Annotated in this window: 13 protein-coding genes and 1 pseudogene; 7 read left to right on the forward strand and 7 right to left on the reverse strand. The window is 71.5% G+C overall.

From position 1 onward, the window contains the following. Window positions 1-27: 27 nt before the first annotated feature. The 3 genes from ACFY1U_RS24635 to ACFY1U_RS24645 are packed head-to-tail and all read left to right on the forward strand — an operon-like array spanning window position 28 to window position 3,310. Window positions 28-1,404: an extracellular solute-binding protein gene (locus tag ACFY1U_RS24635; protein ID WP_390696270.1), complete on the forward strand. Its 1,377-nt coding sequence runs from the start codon at window positions 28-30 to the stop codon at window positions 1,402-1,404. 2 nt (window positions 1,405-1,406) lie between these two features. Continuing rightward, entirely contained in the window at window positions 1,407-2,435 is a 1,029-nt protein-coding gene (locus ACFY1U_RS24640) for a carbohydrate ABC transporter permease (RefSeq protein ID WP_390696271.1), read from the forward strand. Beyond that, a complete protein-coding gene (locus ACFY1U_RS24645) occupies window positions 2,432-3,310 on the forward strand; it encodes a carbohydrate ABC transporter permease (protein ID WP_099931964.1) in 879 nt (292 codons plus the stop codon). The genes ACFY1U_RS24640 and ACFY1U_RS24645 overlap by 4 nt, the downstream gene beginning before the upstream one ends. Here the strand turns inward: ACFY1U_RS24645 and ACFY1U_RS24650 are convergent. Further along, the gene (locus tag ACFY1U_RS24650) at window positions 3,300-5,456 is read right to left on the reverse strand and encodes a glycoside hydrolase family 3 N-terminal domain-containing protein (RefSeq protein ID WP_390696427.1); all 2,157 of its coding nucleotides are present in this window, start codon (window positions 5,454-5,456) and stop codon (window positions 3,300-3,302) included. The two genes, ACFY1U_RS24645 and ACFY1U_RS24650, sit on opposite strands and share 11 nt — an antisense overlap. A gap of 59 nt (window positions 5,457-5,515) precedes the next feature. Further along, window positions 5,516-6,535, reverse strand: a complete 1,020-nt coding sequence (locus tag ACFY1U_RS24655) for an N-acetylglucosamine kinase (protein WP_390696272.1) — start codon at window positions 6,533-6,535, stop codon at window positions 5,516-5,518. 5 nt (window positions 6,536-6,540) lie between these two features. Here ACFY1U_RS24655 and ACFY1U_RS24660 point away from each other — a divergent pair, with 5 nt between their 5' ends. Further along, window positions 6,541-7,830: a glycosyl hydrolase gene (locus tag ACFY1U_RS24660; RefSeq protein WP_390696273.1), complete on the forward strand. Its 1,290-nt coding sequence runs from the start codon at window positions 6,541-6,543 to the stop codon at window positions 7,828-7,830. 91 nt (window positions 7,831-7,921) lie between these two features. On the opposite strand, the gene nagZ is transcribed toward ACFY1U_RS24660, so the two are convergent. Beyond that, entirely contained in the window at window positions 7,922-9,412 is a 1,491-nt protein-coding gene (gene nagZ / locus ACFY1U_RS24665; RefSeq protein ID WP_390696274.1) for a beta-N-acetylhexosaminidase, read from the reverse strand. 145 nt (window positions 9,413-9,557) lie between these two features. Between nagZ and ACFY1U_RS24670 the strand changes: the two genes are divergently transcribed. The 3 genes from ACFY1U_RS24670 to ACFY1U_RS24680 all read left to right on the forward strand — a co-directional run bounded on the left by ACFY1U_RS24670 (window position 9,558) and on the right by ACFY1U_RS24680 (window position 12,619). Beyond that, complete coding sequence (locus ACFY1U_RS24670; RefSeq protein ID WP_390696275.1) at window positions 9,558-10,574, forward strand: YbhN family protein; 1,017 nt, start codon at window positions 9,558-9,560, stop codon at window positions 10,572-10,574. Between the two features lie 196 nt (window positions 10,575-10,770). Continuing rightward, complete coding sequence (locus ACFY1U_RS24675) at window positions 10,771-11,979, forward strand: hypothetical protein (RefSeq protein WP_390696276.1); 1,209 nt, start codon at window positions 10,771-10,773, stop codon at window positions 11,977-11,979. Window positions 11,980-12,079: 100 nt separating this feature from the next. Continuing rightward, on the forward strand, window positions 12,080-12,619 hold the full coding sequence (locus tag ACFY1U_RS24680; RefSeq protein WP_390696277.1) for a hypothetical protein: 540 nt from the start codon (window positions 12,080-12,082) through the stop codon (window positions 12,617-12,619). 5 nt (window positions 12,620-12,624) lie between these two features. On the opposite strand, the pseudogene ACFY1U_RS24685 reads toward ACFY1U_RS24680, so the two are convergent. The 4 genes and pseudogenes from ACFY1U_RS24685 to ACFY1U_RS24700 form a co-directional block, all read right to left on the reverse strand. Next, window positions 12,625-12,846 (reverse strand): annotated as a pseudogene (locus ACFY1U_RS24685) (peptide-methionine (R)-S-oxide reductase); the annotation flags it as partial. Between the two features lie 61 nt (window positions 12,847-12,907). After that, window positions 12,908-13,300, reverse strand: coding sequence for a hypothetical protein (locus ACFY1U_RS24690; protein WP_351223694.1), 393 nt, complete (start codon window positions 13,298-13,300; stop codon window positions 12,908-12,910). Continuing rightward, entirely contained in the window at window positions 13,300-15,687 is a 2,388-nt protein-coding gene (locus tag ACFY1U_RS24695) for a DUF4132 domain-containing protein (protein ID WP_390696278.1), read from the reverse strand. Before ACFY1U_RS24695 ends, ACFY1U_RS24690 begins: the two co-directional genes overlap by 1 nt. Before the next feature lie 116 nt (window positions 15,688-15,803). Continuing rightward, the gene (locus tag ACFY1U_RS24700; protein WP_390696279.1) at window positions 15,804-17,477 is read right to left on the reverse strand and encodes an SWIM zinc finger domain-containing protein; all 1,674 of its coding nucleotides are present in this window, start codon (window positions 17,475-17,477) and stop codon (window positions 15,804-15,806) included. Between the last annotated feature and the right edge of the window lie 187 nt (window positions 17,478-17,664).

Raw genomic sequence — 17,664 nt, forward strand, 5'->3', positions numbered from 1 at the left:
CTCTCGGCTGGTCCCAGGAGGGTGGACATGCGCGCTGGAAGACTCACCGCATCCGTGGCGGGAATCATCGCCCTGACGCTGACGGCGGCCGGCTGCGGCCTGTCCGGCGGCGGATCCGGCAGCGGGGACGGCACCGCCGGGGGCTGCAAGGTCGACAAGGGCAACGTCGGCTCGGGCAGGCTGACAGGTGACGTCAAGGGACAGATCACCTTCCAGACGACGAATCTGAAGAAAGACTTCGGGGCCTTCTTCAACGGAGTGATCGCCTCCTTCGAGAAGGCGCACCCCGGCGCGAAGGTCAAGTGGATCGACGACCCGGGCGACAACACCTTCACCCAGCGGACGGTGGCCGACGCCCAGGCCTGTACCTTGCCGGACGTCATCAACGTCAACGCCCCGACCGCGACCGCCCTCACCAAGGCGGGCTACCTGCTCAACCTGAGCGTGAAGGACCCGCAGGTCGCGAAGCCGTTCGTGCCGTCGTTCTGGAAGTCCGCCACCTTCAAGGACGCCTCCGGCTCGGCGATCCACACCACGCTCCCCTGGTACACCGGCGGCGTCCTGCTGACGTACAACAAGGACCTGCTGAACAAGGCGGGCATCGACCCCGCGAAGCCGCCGACGACGCTCTTCGGCCTGTTCGCCGACTACGAGAAGGTCGCCAAGGCGGGCAAGGGCAAGTTCTTCGCGACGATGGCCAACCCGATCTGGCGGATACCGGCGGACTTCGACCAGATGAGCATCAAGACGCTCTCCGCGGACGGCAAGTCCGCCGTCTTCGCCAATGATCCGAGGACCACCCAGTGGGTGGCCTGGATGGCGAAGCTGTACAAGGAGGGCGCGATGCCGAAGGACTCGCTGTCCTCCAGCAACGACCCGTCCACGCTCTACAGCCAGGGCAAGGTCGCCTACGGCTCGACGAACCCGAGTTTCGTGCGGTTCGTGAAGCAGAACAGCCCGTCGATCTACGCCAGGACGGCCGTCGGCCAGCAGCCCTACGACGCGCTCGGCCGCGCCTCCGCCGGCGCCCCGCAGTACATCTCGGTCGCCGCGACCAGCAAGCACGCGCCGGTGGCGCTCGCCTTCGCCGAGTACCTGACCAACGCCGAGAACCAGACGGCCTGGTGCAAGGACCCGAACGTGGTGATCTTCCCGACGACCACGGCCTCGCTCAACGACCCGTTCTTCCAGAACGTCACCGGCAGCGACCCGTTCTCCCAGGCCCGCAAGCTCGTCGCCGACCAGCTCAAGACGGCCGACACCAACCAGACCAACCTCTCCCCGGCCGTGCAGAACGCGATCGTGGGACAGGTGCAGCTGGCCATGCAGGGCAAGAAGAGCCCCGCACAGGCCGTCAAGGACGCCCAGGCGAAGGCGAACGACCTGCTGAAGCAGGCGGGCTGAGCGTGGCGACCGAGACCGCTGAGCCGGTGACCGTGCCTGGTACGGGGCGTACTGCCTCCGTGCCGGGCACGGCCCCGTCCCGTATCCGCCGCATCGGCCGCATCGGCCGGGCCGTGCTGCCCGGCCCCGTTCCTGGCGCCAACGGCGCGGCCCTGTACCGCCGTTGGTGGCTGCCCTGGCTGTGGACCGCGCCCGCGATCGTGTGCGCGGTGGTGTTCGGAGTGTTCCCGTTCCTCAACACCGTCCTCCTGTCGTTCACCGACGCCAAGCCGCTCGGCGGCGCCGCGAGCTTCGTCGGGCTGGACAACTACAAGCGGATGCTGGGCGACTCGGACTTCTGGCTGGCCACCCGCAACAGCATCCTGTACGCGGTCGTCGTCGTCCCGCTGATGGTGCTGCTGCCGCTGATGCTGGCCGTGCTGGTGGAGAAGAACCTGCCCGGCATCGGGTTCTTCCGCTCCGCCTTCTACACGCCCGTCCTCGCCTCCAGCGTGGTCGTGGGCCTGAGCTGGCAGTGGCTGCTGGCCGACGACGGGCTGGTCAACACCTGGCTCGAGAAGGCCCACTTGATCAGGTCCGCCGTCCCGTTCCTCTCCGACTCCTGGCTCATCCTCTTCTCCGCGATGGGCCTGACCCTGTGGAAGGGGCTCGGCTGGTACATGATCTTCTACCTGGCCGCGCTCGGGAACGTCCCCAAGGAGCTGCACGAGGCGGCGCAGATGGACGGCGCCGGCGCGGTCCGCCGCTTCTGGCACATCACCGTGCCGGGCGTGCGGCAGGCGATGATGCTGGTCGGCACGCTCACCGGCATCGGCTGCCTCAGGGTGTTCACCGAGATCTTCATGCTGGGCAGCTCCACCGGCGGCCCCGGCGGCGCCGACCGCACCCTGCCCTTCTACATCCGCGACGTCGGCCTGGACCCGATCACCGGCAACGCCGGCTACGGCTCCGCGGTCAGCGTCGCCCTGTTCGTACTCACCCTCGGCCTGACCCTGCTCGCGCAGCGCCTGACGAAGGAGGACGAGGCATGACGACCGCCGTCGAGAAGCCCCGGCGGCTGATGCCGCGCTGGCGGGAGTACGGCCGCCCCCGCGAACTGGTCGTCCGCTACCTGCTGTTGCTCCTCGTGCTGGGCATCACGGTCGGCCCGCTGGTGTGGCAGTTCCTCGCGTCGCTGAAGGGCGTCGGGGAGGACGTCTTCGGCGCGGACGCCTCGCTGCTGCCGCACCACCCGACCCTGCGGGCCTATCGCGAGGTCTTCTCCCAGGTGCCGGTGGCGACGTACATCCGCAACAGCCTGATCGTGGTCGTCCTGTCGATCGTCAGCCAGCTCGTCTTCTCCACCACGGCCGGCTACATGCTCTCCAAGCCCGGCTGGAAGGGCCGCAAGGCGGTCTGGGTGGTGCTGGTCGCCTCCATGATGTTCCCCTTCGAGTCGATCATGGTGTCGCTGTTCCTGAGCATCCGCGACCTGGGTCTGGTCGACAACCTGGCGGGCGTGTGGCTGCCCGGGTTCGTCGGCGCCATCAACGTGCTGCTGATGCGCGGTGCGTTCCTGGCCGTCCCGCGCGAGATCGAGGACTCGGCGATGCTCGACGGCGCGAACGAGTGGCAGCGGTTCAGGTACCTGTATCTGCCGTCCGCCTGGGGCGCGATCATGGTGGTCACCATCAACACCTTCATCAGCGCCTGGGACGACTTCCTGTGGCCGCTGATCGTGCTCCGCTCGGAGAGCCACATGACGCTGACGCTGGGCCTGTCCCGGCTGCAGAGCTCGTCGTTCGGCTACGACCAGCGGGTGGTCATGGCCGGTTCGGTGATCTCCGTCATCCCGGTGCTGGTGCTGTTCGTGATCACCCAGCGCTGGTTCTACAGGGGTGTCTCGGCGGGAGCCGTCAAGCTCTGACGGCCGGCAGGTCCAGCACGGCGGGTACGGCGGTGAGCGCGGCCCGCGCGGACTCGGCGACCCGGATCTCCACGCTCCTGGTCCCGGCGAGTCGGTCCCTGTCGAGCGGCAAGGTGACCGAACGGCACTCGCCGGGATCCAGGTCGACACCCTCGAACGCGAACAGTTCGAGGGTGCGCGGCCAGGTGGACGTGATCAGCCGCCGCAGATAGACCTGCACGACGGTACGGCCCTGCCGTACACCGGTGTTGGTGACGTCGACCGTGACGGTGTGCCCGTCCGTGCGCGGCCGGCCGTACGCGAAGCTCGTGTACGACAGCCCGTGCCCGAAGGAGTGCAGCGGCTCGGCGCTCTCGTCCACATAGCCGCCGTACTCGGTGTCCTTGTGGTTGTAGTGGACGGGGAGCTGGGCCGCCGAGCGGGGCATGGAGACGGGGAGCCGACCGACGGGTGCCGCGTGTCCGAGCAGTATCTCGGCGATCGCGTCGCCGCCCCAGGGGCCCGGGTACCAGGCGGTGAGCAGGGCGGCCGCGGTCTCGGGCACGAGGTGGGGGCGGCCCTGGACCAGGACGACCACGGTCGGCGTGCCCGTCGCCACGACGGCGTCCAGGAGGACGTACTGGGCCCTGCCGAGACGCAGTCCGGCGAGGTCGACGCCTTCGCCGCAGGTCATCTCCGAAACGGCCGTGAGCGCGGCCCCGTTGGCGGCGAAGTCCGTCTCGGGGCTGCGGGCGCTGCTGCCGCCCAGCACCAGCACGGCGACATCGGAGGCGGCGGCCGCGGCGACCGCCTCGGGGATGCCGGAGAGGTCGCCGCCGGTGAGGGCGCAGCCGCGGGCGTACCGGATGTCGGTGCCGGGCGGGGCGAGCTTGCGGAGCCCGTCGAGGACGCTGCTGCCGGTGCGCTGCGGGGCCGTGTAGTCGCCCGACTGGTGGGCGGCGGTGGCGGACTGGGGTCCCAGGACGGCGATACGGGAGACGGTCGCCGGGATCGGGAGGGCGCCGCCTTCGTTGTGGAGGAGGGTGACCGAGGCGCGCGCGAGGGCGGTGCTCAGGGCGCGGCCCTGCTCCGGGGACGGCAACTCACCGCCGCCGTAGGGGCGTTCGAAGAGCCCGAGGCGGAACTTCAGGCGCAGGACGCGGGCGACCGCGGCATCGAGGACGGACTCCTCGACGAGCCCCTTCTCCACGGCCTCCTCCAGATGCGTGAAGCCCTCGTCCCACAGGCTCAGGTCGACCCCGGCGCCCAGGGCGAGAGCCCCGGCGGAGAGCTTGTCGCCGGTGATGCGGGCGAGCCGGTCCACGGCCAGCCCGTCGGCCATGACCAGCCCGTCGAACCCCCAGCTCTCCCGCAGCAACCCGGTGAGCAGGGCACGGTTGCCGGAGCAGGGCATCCCGTCGACCTCGTTGTACGCGGCCATGACGGCGGCGGCCCCGGCGCGGACGCCCGCGCGGGCGGCGAGCAGGTGGATCTCGTCCAGCTCCCTCCATCCGAGCTCCGACTCGGCGGAGTTGCGGCCGCCGACGGTGGCGCCCTGCCCGGCGAAGTGCTTGAGCACGACGGGCGCCTTGTCGTCGGCGAAGAACTCGGCGGGCTCCCCCTGCATGCCCCGCACCAGTGCCTCCGTCATCCGGGCGGCGAGGCAGGGGTCCTCGCCGAAGCACTCCTCGGTGCGGCCCCAGCGGGGGTCGCGGACGATGTCGAGCGCCGAGACCAGGGCCAAGTGGCCGCCACGGGCGCGGAGTTCGGCCGCCGCGTGCGCGGCGGCGCGCTCGTAAAGGCCGGGGTCCCAGGTGGCGCCGACCGCCAGGTTGACGGGGAGGACCGTGCCGTCCAGGGCCATGTGGCCGTGCGGCACCTCCTCCACGAACAACGCGGGTATGCCGAGCCGGCTGCGCTCGAGAACGTGCCGCTGCACCAGCTCCGCGAGAGCCGCGCTGTCCTGGCCGCCGGGCCCACTGCCGTGCTCGACACCGGACCAGGCATCGGCGCGCATCAGCCCGTAGAGAGCACCGAGCCCCTCGAAACGGTCGGTCTCGGCGTACAGCGCGTCGGTGAGTTCGTAGCCACCGCCGGGGGTGCGGCGGTAGGCGTCCCAGCCGTACATGCGCTGGTTGAGCTGACCGGCCTTCTCGCGGAGGGTCATCCGGGCGAGCAGGTCCCGGACGCGGGCGTCGAGGGGAGCGGTGGGGTCGCGGTAGGTCGTCACAGGTGGCGTCCGGATTCGAGTCGGGCGAGAGCGACGGCGCCACGGCAGCCGTCGGCCACCCAGTCCAGGGTCAGGCCGAGGGTCCGCAGTCGGGCCGTCAGGGCTGCGGTCAGGGGTCCGTCGGGACCGAGCAGGCCACCGGTGGCGACGACCCGTTCGCCCGGGCGGGCGTCCAACGCCGCCACCGTTGCGGCCAGTTGGTCCACCGCCTGGTCGAGGATCTTCCTCGCGACGGGGTCCTTGTCACGGGCCGCCTCGGCCACCAGCGGAGCGAACCGGGCGAGCCGGGTGGGCGGATCGGCCATCACGACGGGGAGCAGATGCATGCGGTAGGCCTCGCGGGCCGCGCGAGGCCACTCGGAGCCACCGGAACCGGCCCCCGGCAGCACCTCGCCCGGCAGCTCCAGCGCCCGGCCCACCGCTCCCGCCAGTACCGTCGGCCCGCCCCGTCCGTCCGCCATCCGCAGGGCGGCCCTGACCGCCTCGCGGCCGATCCAGAAGCCGCTGCCGTCGTCGCCGAGGAGCCAGCCGTCGCCGTCGACGGTGGCCGTGCAGCGGCGGCCGGTGATGCGCATGGCGACCGCGCCCGTGCCGGCGACCAGGGCGAGGCCGTCGGCCGGGGCGCCGGGGGCGGAGGCGAAGGCCGCCTCGATGTCGCTGCTGATGCCGATCGAGCCGGTGGTGATGCCGAGTCGGCGGAGGGCGGCGGTCAGGGCGGTGAGCGCGTTGAGACGGCCGGGGTCGTCCTCCGCCGCCCCGGTGGCGCCCGCGAAACCGCCGGCCACCGCGGCGACATGGCCCCGCGCTGACTCCGGCACCGCCTTGGCGAGGGCTTCGGCGAGGTGGTCGGTGAGCCGGGGCAGCGGGACGGTGAGGGCGTTGCCCGGTCCGGCGGCGCCCTCGCCGAGCACAAGGCCGTCCGCCGCGGCGGCGAGAACCGCACGGGTACGGGTGCCGCCGGCGTCCAGGCCGACCACCAGTTCCCGTGACTCCTGGTTGAAATCGTTATTCATCATCGACCATGGTGGTTGATACATTCAGCGAGGACAAGCCCCCGACCCCGCGGGGCCGGCGACCCGAGGAGGATCCCATCCCTACGCTCCGCTTCGGCGTCAACTACACGCCCCGCCGCGGCTGGTTCCACGCCTGGCACGATTTCGACCCGCAGCACGCCCGCGAGGACCTCGCCCAGATCGCGGGTCTGGGCCTCGACCACATCCGGGTCTTCCACCTCTGGCCGCTGCTCCAGCCCAACCGCACCCTCATCCGCACGGCCGCCGTCGACCAGCTGGCGCGGCTGGTCGACATCGCGGCCGAGGCCGGCCTCGACGTCATGGTGGACGGCGTACAGGGCCATCTGTCCAGCTTCGACTTCTACCCGGAGTGGACCCGCAGCTGGCACCACCGCAACGTCTTCACCGACCCGGAGGCCGTCGAGGCCCAGGCGGAGCTCCTGCGCACCCTCGCCCGCGCCCTCGCCGACCGCCCGAACCTCATCGGCCTCCAGCTGGGCAACGAGCTCAACAACCTGGTCGAGCACAACCCGGTGACGGCGGCCGAGGTCGACCACTACCTCGACACGCTGCTGGCGGCCGCCCGCGAGGGCCTGCGCCCCGGGCAGCTGGCCACGCACTCGGCGTACGACGCCGCCTGGTACGGCGACGACCACCCGTTCACGCCCGAGGCCTCGGCCCGCAAGGGGGATGTGACGACCGTCCACCCCTGGGTGTTCTCCGCCGACTGCGCCCGCCGTTACGGGCCCGCCTCCTTCGAGGTGCAGCACCTCGCCGAGTACGGCACGGAACTCGCGAAGGCGTACGCGGACGATCCGTCCCGCCCCGTCTGGGTCCAGGAGACGGGCGCCCCCGAACCGCACATCCCGGCGGCCGACGCCCCGGACTTCGCCCGCGCCACGGTCCTCAACGCGTCCGACTGCCAAGGACTTTGGGGCGTCACATGGTGGTGCTCCCACGACGTGGACCGCTCACTGGCCGACTATCCGGAGCTGGAGTACACCCTGGGCCTCTTCGACTCCACGGGCCGCCCCAAGCCGATCGCCACCGCCCTCGCCGACACGATCGCCGAACTGCGCGCGAAGCCCGCCTCCCCGCAACCACGCACCACCGCCCTGGTACTGGACTGCACACCCTCGACCCGCTCCGTCTCGGGCCCGGGCGGCACATACTTCGACGCGTGGATGAGCCTGCGCAAGCAGGGCGAACGCCCGGGGGTACTGCTGGCGGAACGGGCGGACGACAAGGGCTACTTGGCGGCACGGGGCATAGGGCAGACCGTACGACTCGCACCCTGAAGGGGCGCGGGGCCGTGTCGATATGCGGCTCCGCCGCGGGGCGCGACCAGCCACAACGGCGCCCCAGACATCCAACGACCCAACCCGGCACTCACAGCGAAGCGCCCAGCACCTCCGCCACCGCCCGCAGATTGACCCGCCCCCGCCCGAACGAGCACAGGTCACCCCCCTCCGGCAGCCCGGTGTCCACGCGCACCGCGTCGGGACGCCGGGCCAGCAGGGCGTCCCGGAACCGCGCCTGCCAGGGATGCAACCCGGCGTCGCACGTGGCCACGACCAGCGGCGAGCCCGCTGCCAGCCGGAGGATGCCGTCGACGAGGGTGCCCTGGTCGCAGGGCTCCCCGCTCACCGCCGTACCGCTCGCTACGGGGTCGAGGGGGCGCAGCTCGGTCAGGAGGTCCTCGCCGCCCCAGTTGAGGGCGGGGTGCGGGGGAGGGAAGAGGTCGACGACGTGGGGGCCCCGTACGGCGGACGGCACGGCCCGGCTGCGTACGGCGCGCCTCGCCGCCTCCAGCCCGGCTCCGGCGTCCCAGGCGGCCACCACCCCGGCGGGGGTCGCATAACGCTCGGCGAGCCGCCGCACCCGCCCGGCCGCCTCCCACACCCGTTCCCCGGACAGCCGGCCCGAGTCCACCGCCTCGAGCACGGCGTCCCGGCAGGCCAGGGTGATCTCCAGGTCCGGTACGGCGACGATCACCTGGTCCGCGCCCGCGGCGAGGGCTATGCGCGCACCGGCCGCCTCGCCGTAGCGGTCGGCGATGGCCTTCATCTCCAGGGCGTCGCTGACCAGCACCCCGTCGAAGCCGATGTCGTGGCGGAGCAGGTCGCCGAGGATGCGGCGGCTGAGGGTCGCGGGGCGGTTGGCGTCCAGTGCCGGGTAGACGACGTGCGCGCTCATCAGCATCGGCACGCCCGCGGCGACGGCCGCGCGGAACGGTTCCAGGTCGGCGCGCAGCTCGTCGGCGGACCGTGGGTCGACCGCGAGGTCGTGGTGGCTGTCGGTCACGGTGCCGCCGTGGCCGGGGAAGTGCTTGGCGCAGGAGGCGATGCCACGGGCCTCGGTGGCGGTGATCCAGGCGTGCAGATGGCGGGCGGCGAGCTCGGGGTCGGCGCCGAAGGAGCGGGTGCGCACGATCGGGTTGTCGGGCCGGCGCTGGAGGTCGGCGACGGGGGCGTACGAGGCGGTGATGCCGAGGGTGGCGAGGTGGCCGGCGAGGGCGTCGGCGCAGCGGGCGGTCAGGTTCGGGTCGTCGGCGACGCCGAGGGCGTAGGAGCCGGGGACCTCGGGGGCGCCCGCGGCGACCAGGTGGCCGATGCCGCCGCCCTCGTTGTCGACGGCCACCAGGAGATCGGGGCGGATCGCGCGCAGGGCGTCGGTGAGCTCACGGACCTGCTCCGCGTCGCGCACGTTCCGGGTGAACAGGATGACGCCGCCGAGGCCGCGGTCGATGAGCCGCTTGAGGGTGTCGGGGAAGGTCGTCGTGCCCTCGAAGCCGGCGACGAGACAGCGATGGACCGCCTCGTCCAGGTCGGAGGAGAGGGAGGACGGGGCCAGGCCCACGGACAGCTGCTCGGAGGTCACCCCATCGATTGTTCTGGCTTATTCATCCGCAAGTCAACACTTCATTGGATGAATGATTCATCGGAAGGGTGTCCGTCGCCCGCCCGCCCGCACCCCGTAGGCTCCCGGCCACCACGGCGTCACACCCGGCGGGAACGGTTCCGCCGTGTCCCTGCTCCCGCTCGACGACGCCCCCGGCCGACTCCCCGCGGCCGCCCCCTCCCTCATTCCGTCCCCCGTCCGCTTCCGCACGCCCCGCCTGCTCCGCAGCGCCCTGGTCCTGCTCCCCCTGCTCGTGATCGGCGTGTGGGCGGCGGTCGACTGGCGGACCGTGTACGACGGCACCGCCCGGCTGGGTTCCGCCGACCCCTGGTGGCTGCTGGTCGCGCTGTTCTTCACCTGTCTGGGCTGGCTGTCCGCCCCCTGCATCCGACAGGGCGCGCTGCCGGAGCGACTCCCGGCCGGGCTGCTGATCGCTTCACAGTTCGCCGCCGGCGCCGCCAACCACGTACTGCCGGCCAGTATCGGAGCCCACGCCGTCACCCTGCGCTTCCTCCAGGGCCGCGGCATACCCCTGGCCCGGGCCACCGCCTCGCTCGCGCTGTACTCGGCGGTCAAGCCGATCGCGAGGACGCTGGTGCTCCTCGTCTTCCTGGCCGCCTTCCCCGACGTACTGCTGACCGGCAGACTCGTGCCGGACCGACGGACGTCGCTCCTGGTCGCCGGAGCGGTGACCCTCGCCCTCATCGCCACCGCCCTGCTCGTGACGACCGTACGGCCGCTGCGCCGCCCCCTCCTCGACGCCCTGCGCTGCGCGCTCACCGACGTACGGCTGCTGCACACCCGGCCCGCGAGGATCCTCGCCCTGTGGGGAGGGTCGGCCGCCGCCCCGCTGATCCAGGCGAGCGTGCTCTTCGCGGTCGGGGCGGCGCTCGGGCTGTCGCTGTCCTGGCTGCAGGTCGCCTTCGCGTTCCTGGCCGCGAACACAGCGGTCGGGGCCGTGCCCGCACCGGGCGGCATCGGCCCCGTGGACGCGGCGGTCGTGTTCGCCATGGTCGCGCTCGGAGCATCCATGGACCTGTCGGCGACCGCCGTCATCGGCTACCGCGTCCTGACGGTCTGGCTGCCGCTGCTGCCGGGGGCGCTGGTGCTGTCGGCGCTGGTGCAGCGGAAGGTGCTGTGAGGTGACCGAGTCCCGCGCCGCGACCCTCGTCTCTCTCGTTCAGCAGACCGGATCACGGCCCCGGGCAGGCAACCCACAGCGCCGAGTCTCCCTCTAACGGGACGACGGGGCAGTACCCGCGACCTCGGCCGTCCCGACGCCGGGCGCGGGCCGAGGGGGAGGACGGAAAGTGCGGAAGCGGAGGACGGCGACTGCCGTGCCCGGGGACGGGGCACGGATCGGCCGTATCGGCGGCTATCCGGTTCGCTGGCACATCGCACTGCTGGCCCTGTGGACGGCCGCCTGGTTCTTCGTGGCCGAACGCCACGAAGCCGTGTCCTGGCACTATCTGGTCAAGGGCCAGCAACTGCTCTTCCACCAGCTACCCGGCGGCGGCCTCGCCCTCTACGCCAACCACCCCGATCTGCAGATCGGCCCGGTCAGCTTCCTGGTCGCCGGGCTCTTCGCCCCGTTCCCCGCCGAACTCGGCGAGAAGCTCGCCGACGCGTTCATGTCCGGCCTGGGCCTGTACATGCTGGTACTGGTCGGCCGCGCCGCCGCCGACCACTACCGCGGCACGGGACTCAACCACAAACGCCTCCAGCAGCGCGTGCTGATCGCCGGAGCGGCCTTCATCCCCATGTGGGTGGAGGTCTCGGTGCGTTTCGCGCACCTGGACGACGTCCTGGCGCTGTTCTTCACCACCCTCGCCGTACGGGCGCTGGTGCGCGGCCAGGCGACGGCCGTGGGCGTCTTCCTGGCCCTTGCGGTGGACTCCAAACCCTGGGCGGTCGGCTTCCTGCCCCTGCTGCTGGCCCTGCCACGCCCCGCCCGCCTGCGGTCCGCCGCCTGGGTCGTCGGCCTGGTGGCCGTGGCCTGGCTGCCCTTCTACCTCACCCACCTGGACACGCTGGCCGCCGCCCGCTTCACGATCCCGAACCAGCCCGCCTCGGCGCTGCGCTGGTTCGGCGTGCACGACGCCGCCACCCCCTGGTGGGACCGTCCCGCCCAGATGGCCCTCGGCATCGCCCTGGGCGCCCTGGCCGTCCGCCGGCACCGATGGCCGGCGGTGGTGCTGCTCGCCGCCGACGCCCGCATCGTCCTGGACCCGAGCGTCTACACGTACTACAACGCCTCGGTCCTCCTCGGCACCCTGATCTGGGACTCCATCGGCCAGCGCCGGCTGGTCCCATGGGTCAGCTGGCTCGCCCTCATCTCCCTGTACGGCAGCGCCCTGTTCATCCCCTCGGACTCCGCCCAGGGCCTGATCCGCCTGGCCTTCGCGGCCGGTTCCGCCGCCTACGTCCTGTTGTGGCCCCACCGCCCACCGCGCAGCAGACGACACGGCCGCGGGGCACAGGGCCGACCGCACCCCATGATCCGGCACAGCCGCCGTGCGGAGTCGGACACACCGCAGAACTGTTGACGCGGTACCGCTGAACGGAAGCGGTGGCTCCGCGCAGCTGGTGGGCAGAACTCCCCCAGGGCGGACACCGACGCCTCAACGCCGTGACGGGGGTGCTGACTTGACGGTCATCGTCGGCCTGGTTCACCGCAAGCGCGTACATCTGGCCGGAGACTCCGCGGGCAGTGACGACTACCGGCTCACCATCTGCCGCGACCCCAAGGTGTTCACCAACGGACCCTACGTCCTCGGATACACCACGTCCTTCCGCATGGGCCAGTTGCTGCACTACGCGCTTGAGGCCCCGCACCCGGAAGGTGCCCTCTACCGCTTCATGACCACGACCTTCGTCAACGCGGTCCGCACCTGCCTCAAGGACGGCGGCTGGGCGCGCAAGGATTCCGAGCAGGAACAGGCCGGCAGCTTCCTCGTGGGCATCCACGGCCGGCTCTTCGCCATCCACGGCGACTACCAGGTCAGCGAGTCCGCCGACGGCTACGCCGCGGTCGGCTGCGGCGACGAGTACGCCCTCGGCGCCCTGCACGCCACCGCCGACCTCGGCCTGAAACCACGCGAACGCCTCACCGCCGCCCTGCGCGCAGCGGATCACCACAGCGGCGCGGTCGCCGCCCCCTACACGTTCGCCAGGACGGCGGACTAGGCCGGTCAGCCCTCGTCGGCGGTCAGACGCAGGGAAATGGAGTTGATGCAGTACCGCTGGTCCGTGGGCGTCGGATACCCCTCGCCCTCGAAGACGTGCCCGAGGTGCGAGCCGCACCGCGCGCACCGCACCTCGGTGCGCACCATGCCGTGCGACCGGTCCTCGATCAGCTCGACCGCGTCGGTGTTCTTCGGGTCGTAGAAGGACGGCCAGCCGACGTGCTTCTCGGATTCACAGTTCTCAGCCTTCCTCTGCCGCCCGGCTCCGGCTTACCCACGGGCACGTCTCTCAGCCGCCGACGAGCGCGACGAGCTTGATGAAGACCAGGTCGGGGTCGGCCGTGAGATCCACGACTTCGTCGAGGTCCTCCACCTGGCGGTCCCCGGCCAGCACGAAGAAGCCGTTGGCCAGAAAGGCGCGCTCGGCGATCTCGGCCTGGCGCTCCCAGTCGATGCGGCGGGGTTCGCGGAGTCGGTAGCCGTTCAGCTCCGTCTCTGCGTCGTCAGGGCGTACGAGGCCGTTGAAGTGGTTGCCGGGGCGGGCGTTGTACCGGGCGACCTCCTCGCGGACCCGGAGCCTGATCAGCTCCCCTACGGTCATCCGTTCGGGCAGCCCGGCGACCTCCCACTCGCTGACGGGCTTGCCCGTCGCGGTCTCGTCCCGGAACGTCACGGCGGCCATCAGGCACCTCGCTTGATCTGCGTGAGAATGGACTCGTCGGTGATCTCGCTGTCGGCGGCGAGCAGAAACGCCTTGCTGAGGATCAGGGAGAGCCGTTCGTCCTCGAACGGCAGGAAAACCTTGCCGTCGCTCTTGCCTCGCGATTGGACGATGCACAGGTAGCTGTCGTCCGGTTCCATCAGGATGTTGGCCGAGCCCAGGTGAATCTTGTACGTGCGCAGCTCGCCGCGGACGATCAGGAAGCGGCCGTCGAGCCTGCACCGGCCGGCGATCTTCAGGCGCGGCAGGATCCGCTCCAGTACGTCGCGGCGCGCCTCGGCACTCTCGGTCAGCTCGGCGAAGGAGGCCCGCTCCCAGTAGGAACGCCGGGGACCGCCGTCGGTCCAGTCGGGATCGGCGGCGATCGAGGTCACGCCGACGAAGAGGTCCACGTCGCGCATCGCCTCGCTGAACACCAGCGGGGGCACGTCGGCAAGCAATGCCTCGCGCCAGGCGCCCTCCACCCGGTGTTCGAAGCGCACCTGGTCGGTCGAGGCCAGTTCGTCGTCGCCCGCCCAGTCGGCCAAGGTGTGGAAGAAGCGGACCCGCCACTCCCCCGCCGCCAGGGTGCGCTCGGCCTCGTCGCCGTCCCCGGCATCCCAGGGACCGAGCAGGTCGCTCTTCCATCCCCGAGCCCGGAACAGGGCGAACATCTTGCGGTAGTGGACAAGGTGCGCGGCGAAGCGGTTGGAGTAGACACGGGTCTGCTCCTCGGCGGGGGTGAGGAGGTAGATCTCGCGGAACGCCTGCTTGAACGGCTGCCGGATCCGCCGTTCGAGGAGCAGGTCCCGCCAGGCCCGCACAGTATCCGGCTCGGAGCGGATGGGGTGCCAGAGCCGTACGGAGGCGTCGTCGGGCGCGTCGGGAAGGTCTTCGTCCGTTTCGGGCAGTACAGCCCGCCACTCGCCGGGGGCGACCTCGATCTCCCAGATCAGCCGGCGTATGAGGGTCCGGGCGAGGGGGTGCCCGGCCAACTCGGTGCGCCACCAGCCGTAGGGATGGACGGCCTCGACAGGGAAGCCGCCCTCCAGCGCTCGTACGAGGGTGACGAGTTGGGCGTTCACCCGCTTCACCAGGTCACGCAACTCCTTGACGGGGGCGGCGTGGTCGCGGCGGACCGTCGCCGGGACACTGCGCAGCCGGCGGCCGTCCTTCTCCCAGGTCAATGTGGCAACGTCGGTGACCGTGACGACGGCTCGGTAGTCCCCGACCTGCCGGCGCAGGACTCCGCCCGCGGCGGAGGCGCTGACGGGTGCGGTGTCGAACTCCAGCCTCGGCAGCCGTAGCGCCACGTCGGTGCGCTCGGCCAGGGCCGCGTCGACCTTCTTGAGCATCTTGTCGAGTTGCTTGGGCACCCCGGCGTGCCGGACGGTCCGGCGCACGGTGCGGATCGCGGTCACCAGCTCGGGCGTCGGGAAGTCCTGCGCGGCGCGGACCACCTCGTACAGCAGGGCCTGCGACGGAAGCGTCTTTGCCGCCGTCGGGGCGAGGGCGACGCCGGGCAGCAGCCGCTCCAACAGTTCCGGCAGCCAGGGCTCGTCGCGCAGCAGCGCCACCCGCAGGGCCTGCCCGAGCAATGTGATCTCCCGGTCCGTGAACGCCTTGTCCGCCCGGTAGGGGATCTCGCCCGCCCGGATCGCATCGGTGCGCTCGGCCGCCGCTTCCAGCGCGCGGCGGGCGAACGCCACGTAAGCCGCGTTGTCGGCCGACCTGTGCCACGCGTGCGCGAGCGGCGAAACGAACCTGTGTTCTCGGTCGATCTCGGACAACAGCGCCTGTTCGGCCGGGGCGAGGCCGGCGATGACGGCGATCTCGTCCGCGACGATGGGGCCCACATCACGGGAGAGGCGCTCCACGGCCGCGCCCAGCGTCCCGCCGCCAGCGAGCCCCGCGACCGCGAGCAGCGCGTACGGCTGGCGCACGGTGTCCTTCTCCAGCCAGAACCCGACCAGGGTGCGCGCCGGTTCGGACACGTCGGGCAGCGGCCCCGTGCAGCGCTCCAGCGCGCCCAGGCCCAGAGTGAGGTCCGCCCAGCCGCGGTCCTCGAATCTTTCGACGAGCACCTCGAACATCCGGCGGCACGCGTCGGGGGTATAACGCGGCTGCCGTTCCCCGGCCGCGTCCTCGACCGCGAAGCGGACCAACGTCATCGCGTGCGTGGCCGAGGCGTCCACCCGGTAGGCCGCCACGAGCAGGCTGCCGAGCGCCTCGTCGGAGACCTGCGACAGATCCGGGTGCCTGTCCCGCTCCTCAAGTGCGAAGTCCGGATCGGTCAGCGCGCGCATGAGCCGGGCTGCAAGGTCCGAGTCGTTCCTACGGGATTCGGCCACCAAGGCGTCGTCGAGCATGGCGAGATGATGGCAGAGGGGACTGACAATGCGATCAGCCTGAAGAACCCTCACGGCTGTTCACCTGAAAAGCACCGAAGAGCACCATCCGGTGGCAGAGATGCCGCCGTACCGGCTCACAGACCGTGTTCGTCCATCAGGCGCATCAGGTTCCGTTTGCGTCTCTGGGCGGTGCGCAGGGCCGTGACGTATGCGGCGAACTCGTCCTCTGCGTCCAGGAGACGGTGGCAGTCACGGATGTTCAGCAGCAGGGTGACGAGCTGCTGGTAAGCGGTGTTGCCGGTCTGCTTGGTCAGTGGCTCGGCCAGGCTCAGGTAGACGCCGAGGGCGTCGGCCGGACGGTCGGCGCGTGCCTGGTCGGCGAGGGTGCGCCACTGCTGGTCGTGGGCTCCGGTTCGGGTGGCGGCCTGCCAGGCGGCGTCGATGTCCTTGTCGTCGAGCAGGGCGTCGATCAGAACAGGGCCGCCGTACCGGCCCTCGTGCCGCTCCGCGTCGGCGCGCAGCAGGTCCAGCGCCCCGTCGCGCTCCGTCGGCCAGCGGTCGGCGGCCTGCGCGGCGGTCCGTAACTGCTGGTACGCGAGCAGAGTGCGGCGGGCGCCGAAGTGGTCGCGGCGCAGGGCGACGGCATCCGGCAGCCGGTCCGTCTGGGTGTAGCGGTCGCAGAGGTAGTCGACGAGGGCGGTGTCGACGGCGGAGAGGTCCCGGGATTCCCGGATGCCGCGTTCCGCCCAGCGCAGGGCCTCGTCGCAGCGCTGGGCGGTGTCCAGCTCGCGGGCGATGACCAGGTGTGTGTGGCCGTTCGGCGCGAGGTCGGCGGCGTGAACGGCGATCACCGTGTCGACATCGCCGCCCGCCTTGGCCACGCGCTCCATCAGGTACTTCTCCGCCCAGCCCCGCCGATTGCCCCGCCACGCCTCGACGGCCGACTTCCGCAAGGCCGCCGTTCCCTCCTCGCCGAGGGCGTCCGCGTAATCGAGGGGGTCGATGTCGGTCAGGCCGTCGTCGATGTCACCGAGTGCGTGGCCGACCAGCCAGCGCGCGAGCTCTCCGGGGTCGGGGCGTGCCGCACGGCACGCCCCGAGGTGGGCATCGGCGAGGTCCGCACCGATCTGCCCGAGCCATCCGTCGGAGTCGTCCACGCTCTCCACCGCCTCGGCCAGCAGCCGCATCGCCTCTCGCGCCAGGGGGATCGCATCGGCGGCCCGGCCGGAGCCGGTCAGCGCCCGAATCGCGGAGACCGCCTGCCCGGCCTGGTTGGCGTAGGCACGGGCATCGGCGTAGTCAACGTAGCCGTACTGCGCGAAGGGGCCGACGTCGAGCAGATCGCGGATACGGGCCCGGACCGCGGCAAGGTCCCCGCGCACGCTCGCGGCCCGCAGCTCCAGGCGCCGCCGCAACTGCCGGTCCTCTTGGATCTGTTCCCGCAGCACAGCGAGCAGTTCGTCCTTGGACAGGGCGGACAGCCATCCGTCCAGGTCCTGCGCGCGCTCCCGGGCCGCCTTCCGCTGCCGTGGCAGGCTCTCCCGCTGGGCGAGCACCCTCAGACCGAGGGCGACGAGGTGCTTGCAGAAGTTGCCCTCGAGTCCAAACGGGCAGTCACACTCGCCGACCAGCCCTCCGGGCCCGTCCAGGACCAGTTCCACCTCGTACCGTTCAGTGCCGTGAACCGTCGCGGTGACCCACCCGTCACCGACCTCGACCCCGGACACTGCGTCGAGGTACCCCAGGCCGCGTTCGAAGGAACGAGCACCAGCCAGCTTCTTGAGGATCGCCTCGGTCAGACCGCGCATGACTCTCCCCGACCGGCTGCGGTAGTGCAGTTGATGCTCCGCCAGCCTAGGGGCCCCGGAGGCTGCTCATGACCAGGGGAGCCGCCTCCGTGACCGGCACACCTCCGAAAACGCCGCCCAGAACACGGCGATCCCACCCGGCGTCATCCGGAGGATGGCAGAGCGGGATCAGGATGCGCCGGAGGAA

The organism is Streptomyces sp. NPDC001351 (genome assembly GCF_042896045.1).
GTDB lineage: Bacteria > Actinomycetota > Actinomycetes > Streptomycetales > Streptomycetaceae > Streptomyces.

Excerpts from the sequence above, each read along its gene's own strand:
- ACFY1U_RS24695 (WP_390696278.1), bottom strand. The coding sequence starts at position 15,687 with ATGCTCGACGACGCCTTGGTGGCCGAATCCCGTAGGAACGACTCGGAC.
- ACFY1U_RS24660 (WP_390696273.1), top strand. The coding sequence starts at position 6,541 with ATGGTGGTTGATACATTCAGCGAGGACAAGCCCCCGACCCCGCGGGGC.
- ACFY1U_RS24645 (WP_099931964.1), top strand. The coding sequence starts at position 2,432 with ATGACGACCGCCGTCGAGAAGCCCCGGCGGCTGATGCCGCGCTGGCGG.
- ACFY1U_RS24700 (WP_390696279.1), bottom strand. The coding sequence starts at position 17,477 with ATGCGCGGTCTGACCGAGGCGATCCTCAAGAAGCTGGCTGGTGCTCGT.
- ACFY1U_RS24690 (WP_351223694.1), bottom strand. The coding sequence starts at position 13,300 with ATGGCCGCCGTGACGTTCCGGGACGAGACCGCGACGGGCAAGCCCGTC.
- ACFY1U_RS24635 (WP_390696270.1), top strand. The coding sequence starts at position 28 with ATGCGCGCTGGAAGACTCACCGCATCCGTGGCGGGAATCATCGCCCTG.
- ACFY1U_RS24655 (WP_390696272.1), bottom strand. The coding sequence starts at position 6,535 with ATGATGAATAACGATTTCAACCAGGAGTCACGGGAACTGGTGGTCGGC.
- ACFY1U_RS24650 (WP_390696427.1), bottom strand. The coding sequence starts at position 5,456 with ATGACCCTCCGCGAGAAGGCCGGTCAGCTCAACCAGCGCATGTACGGC.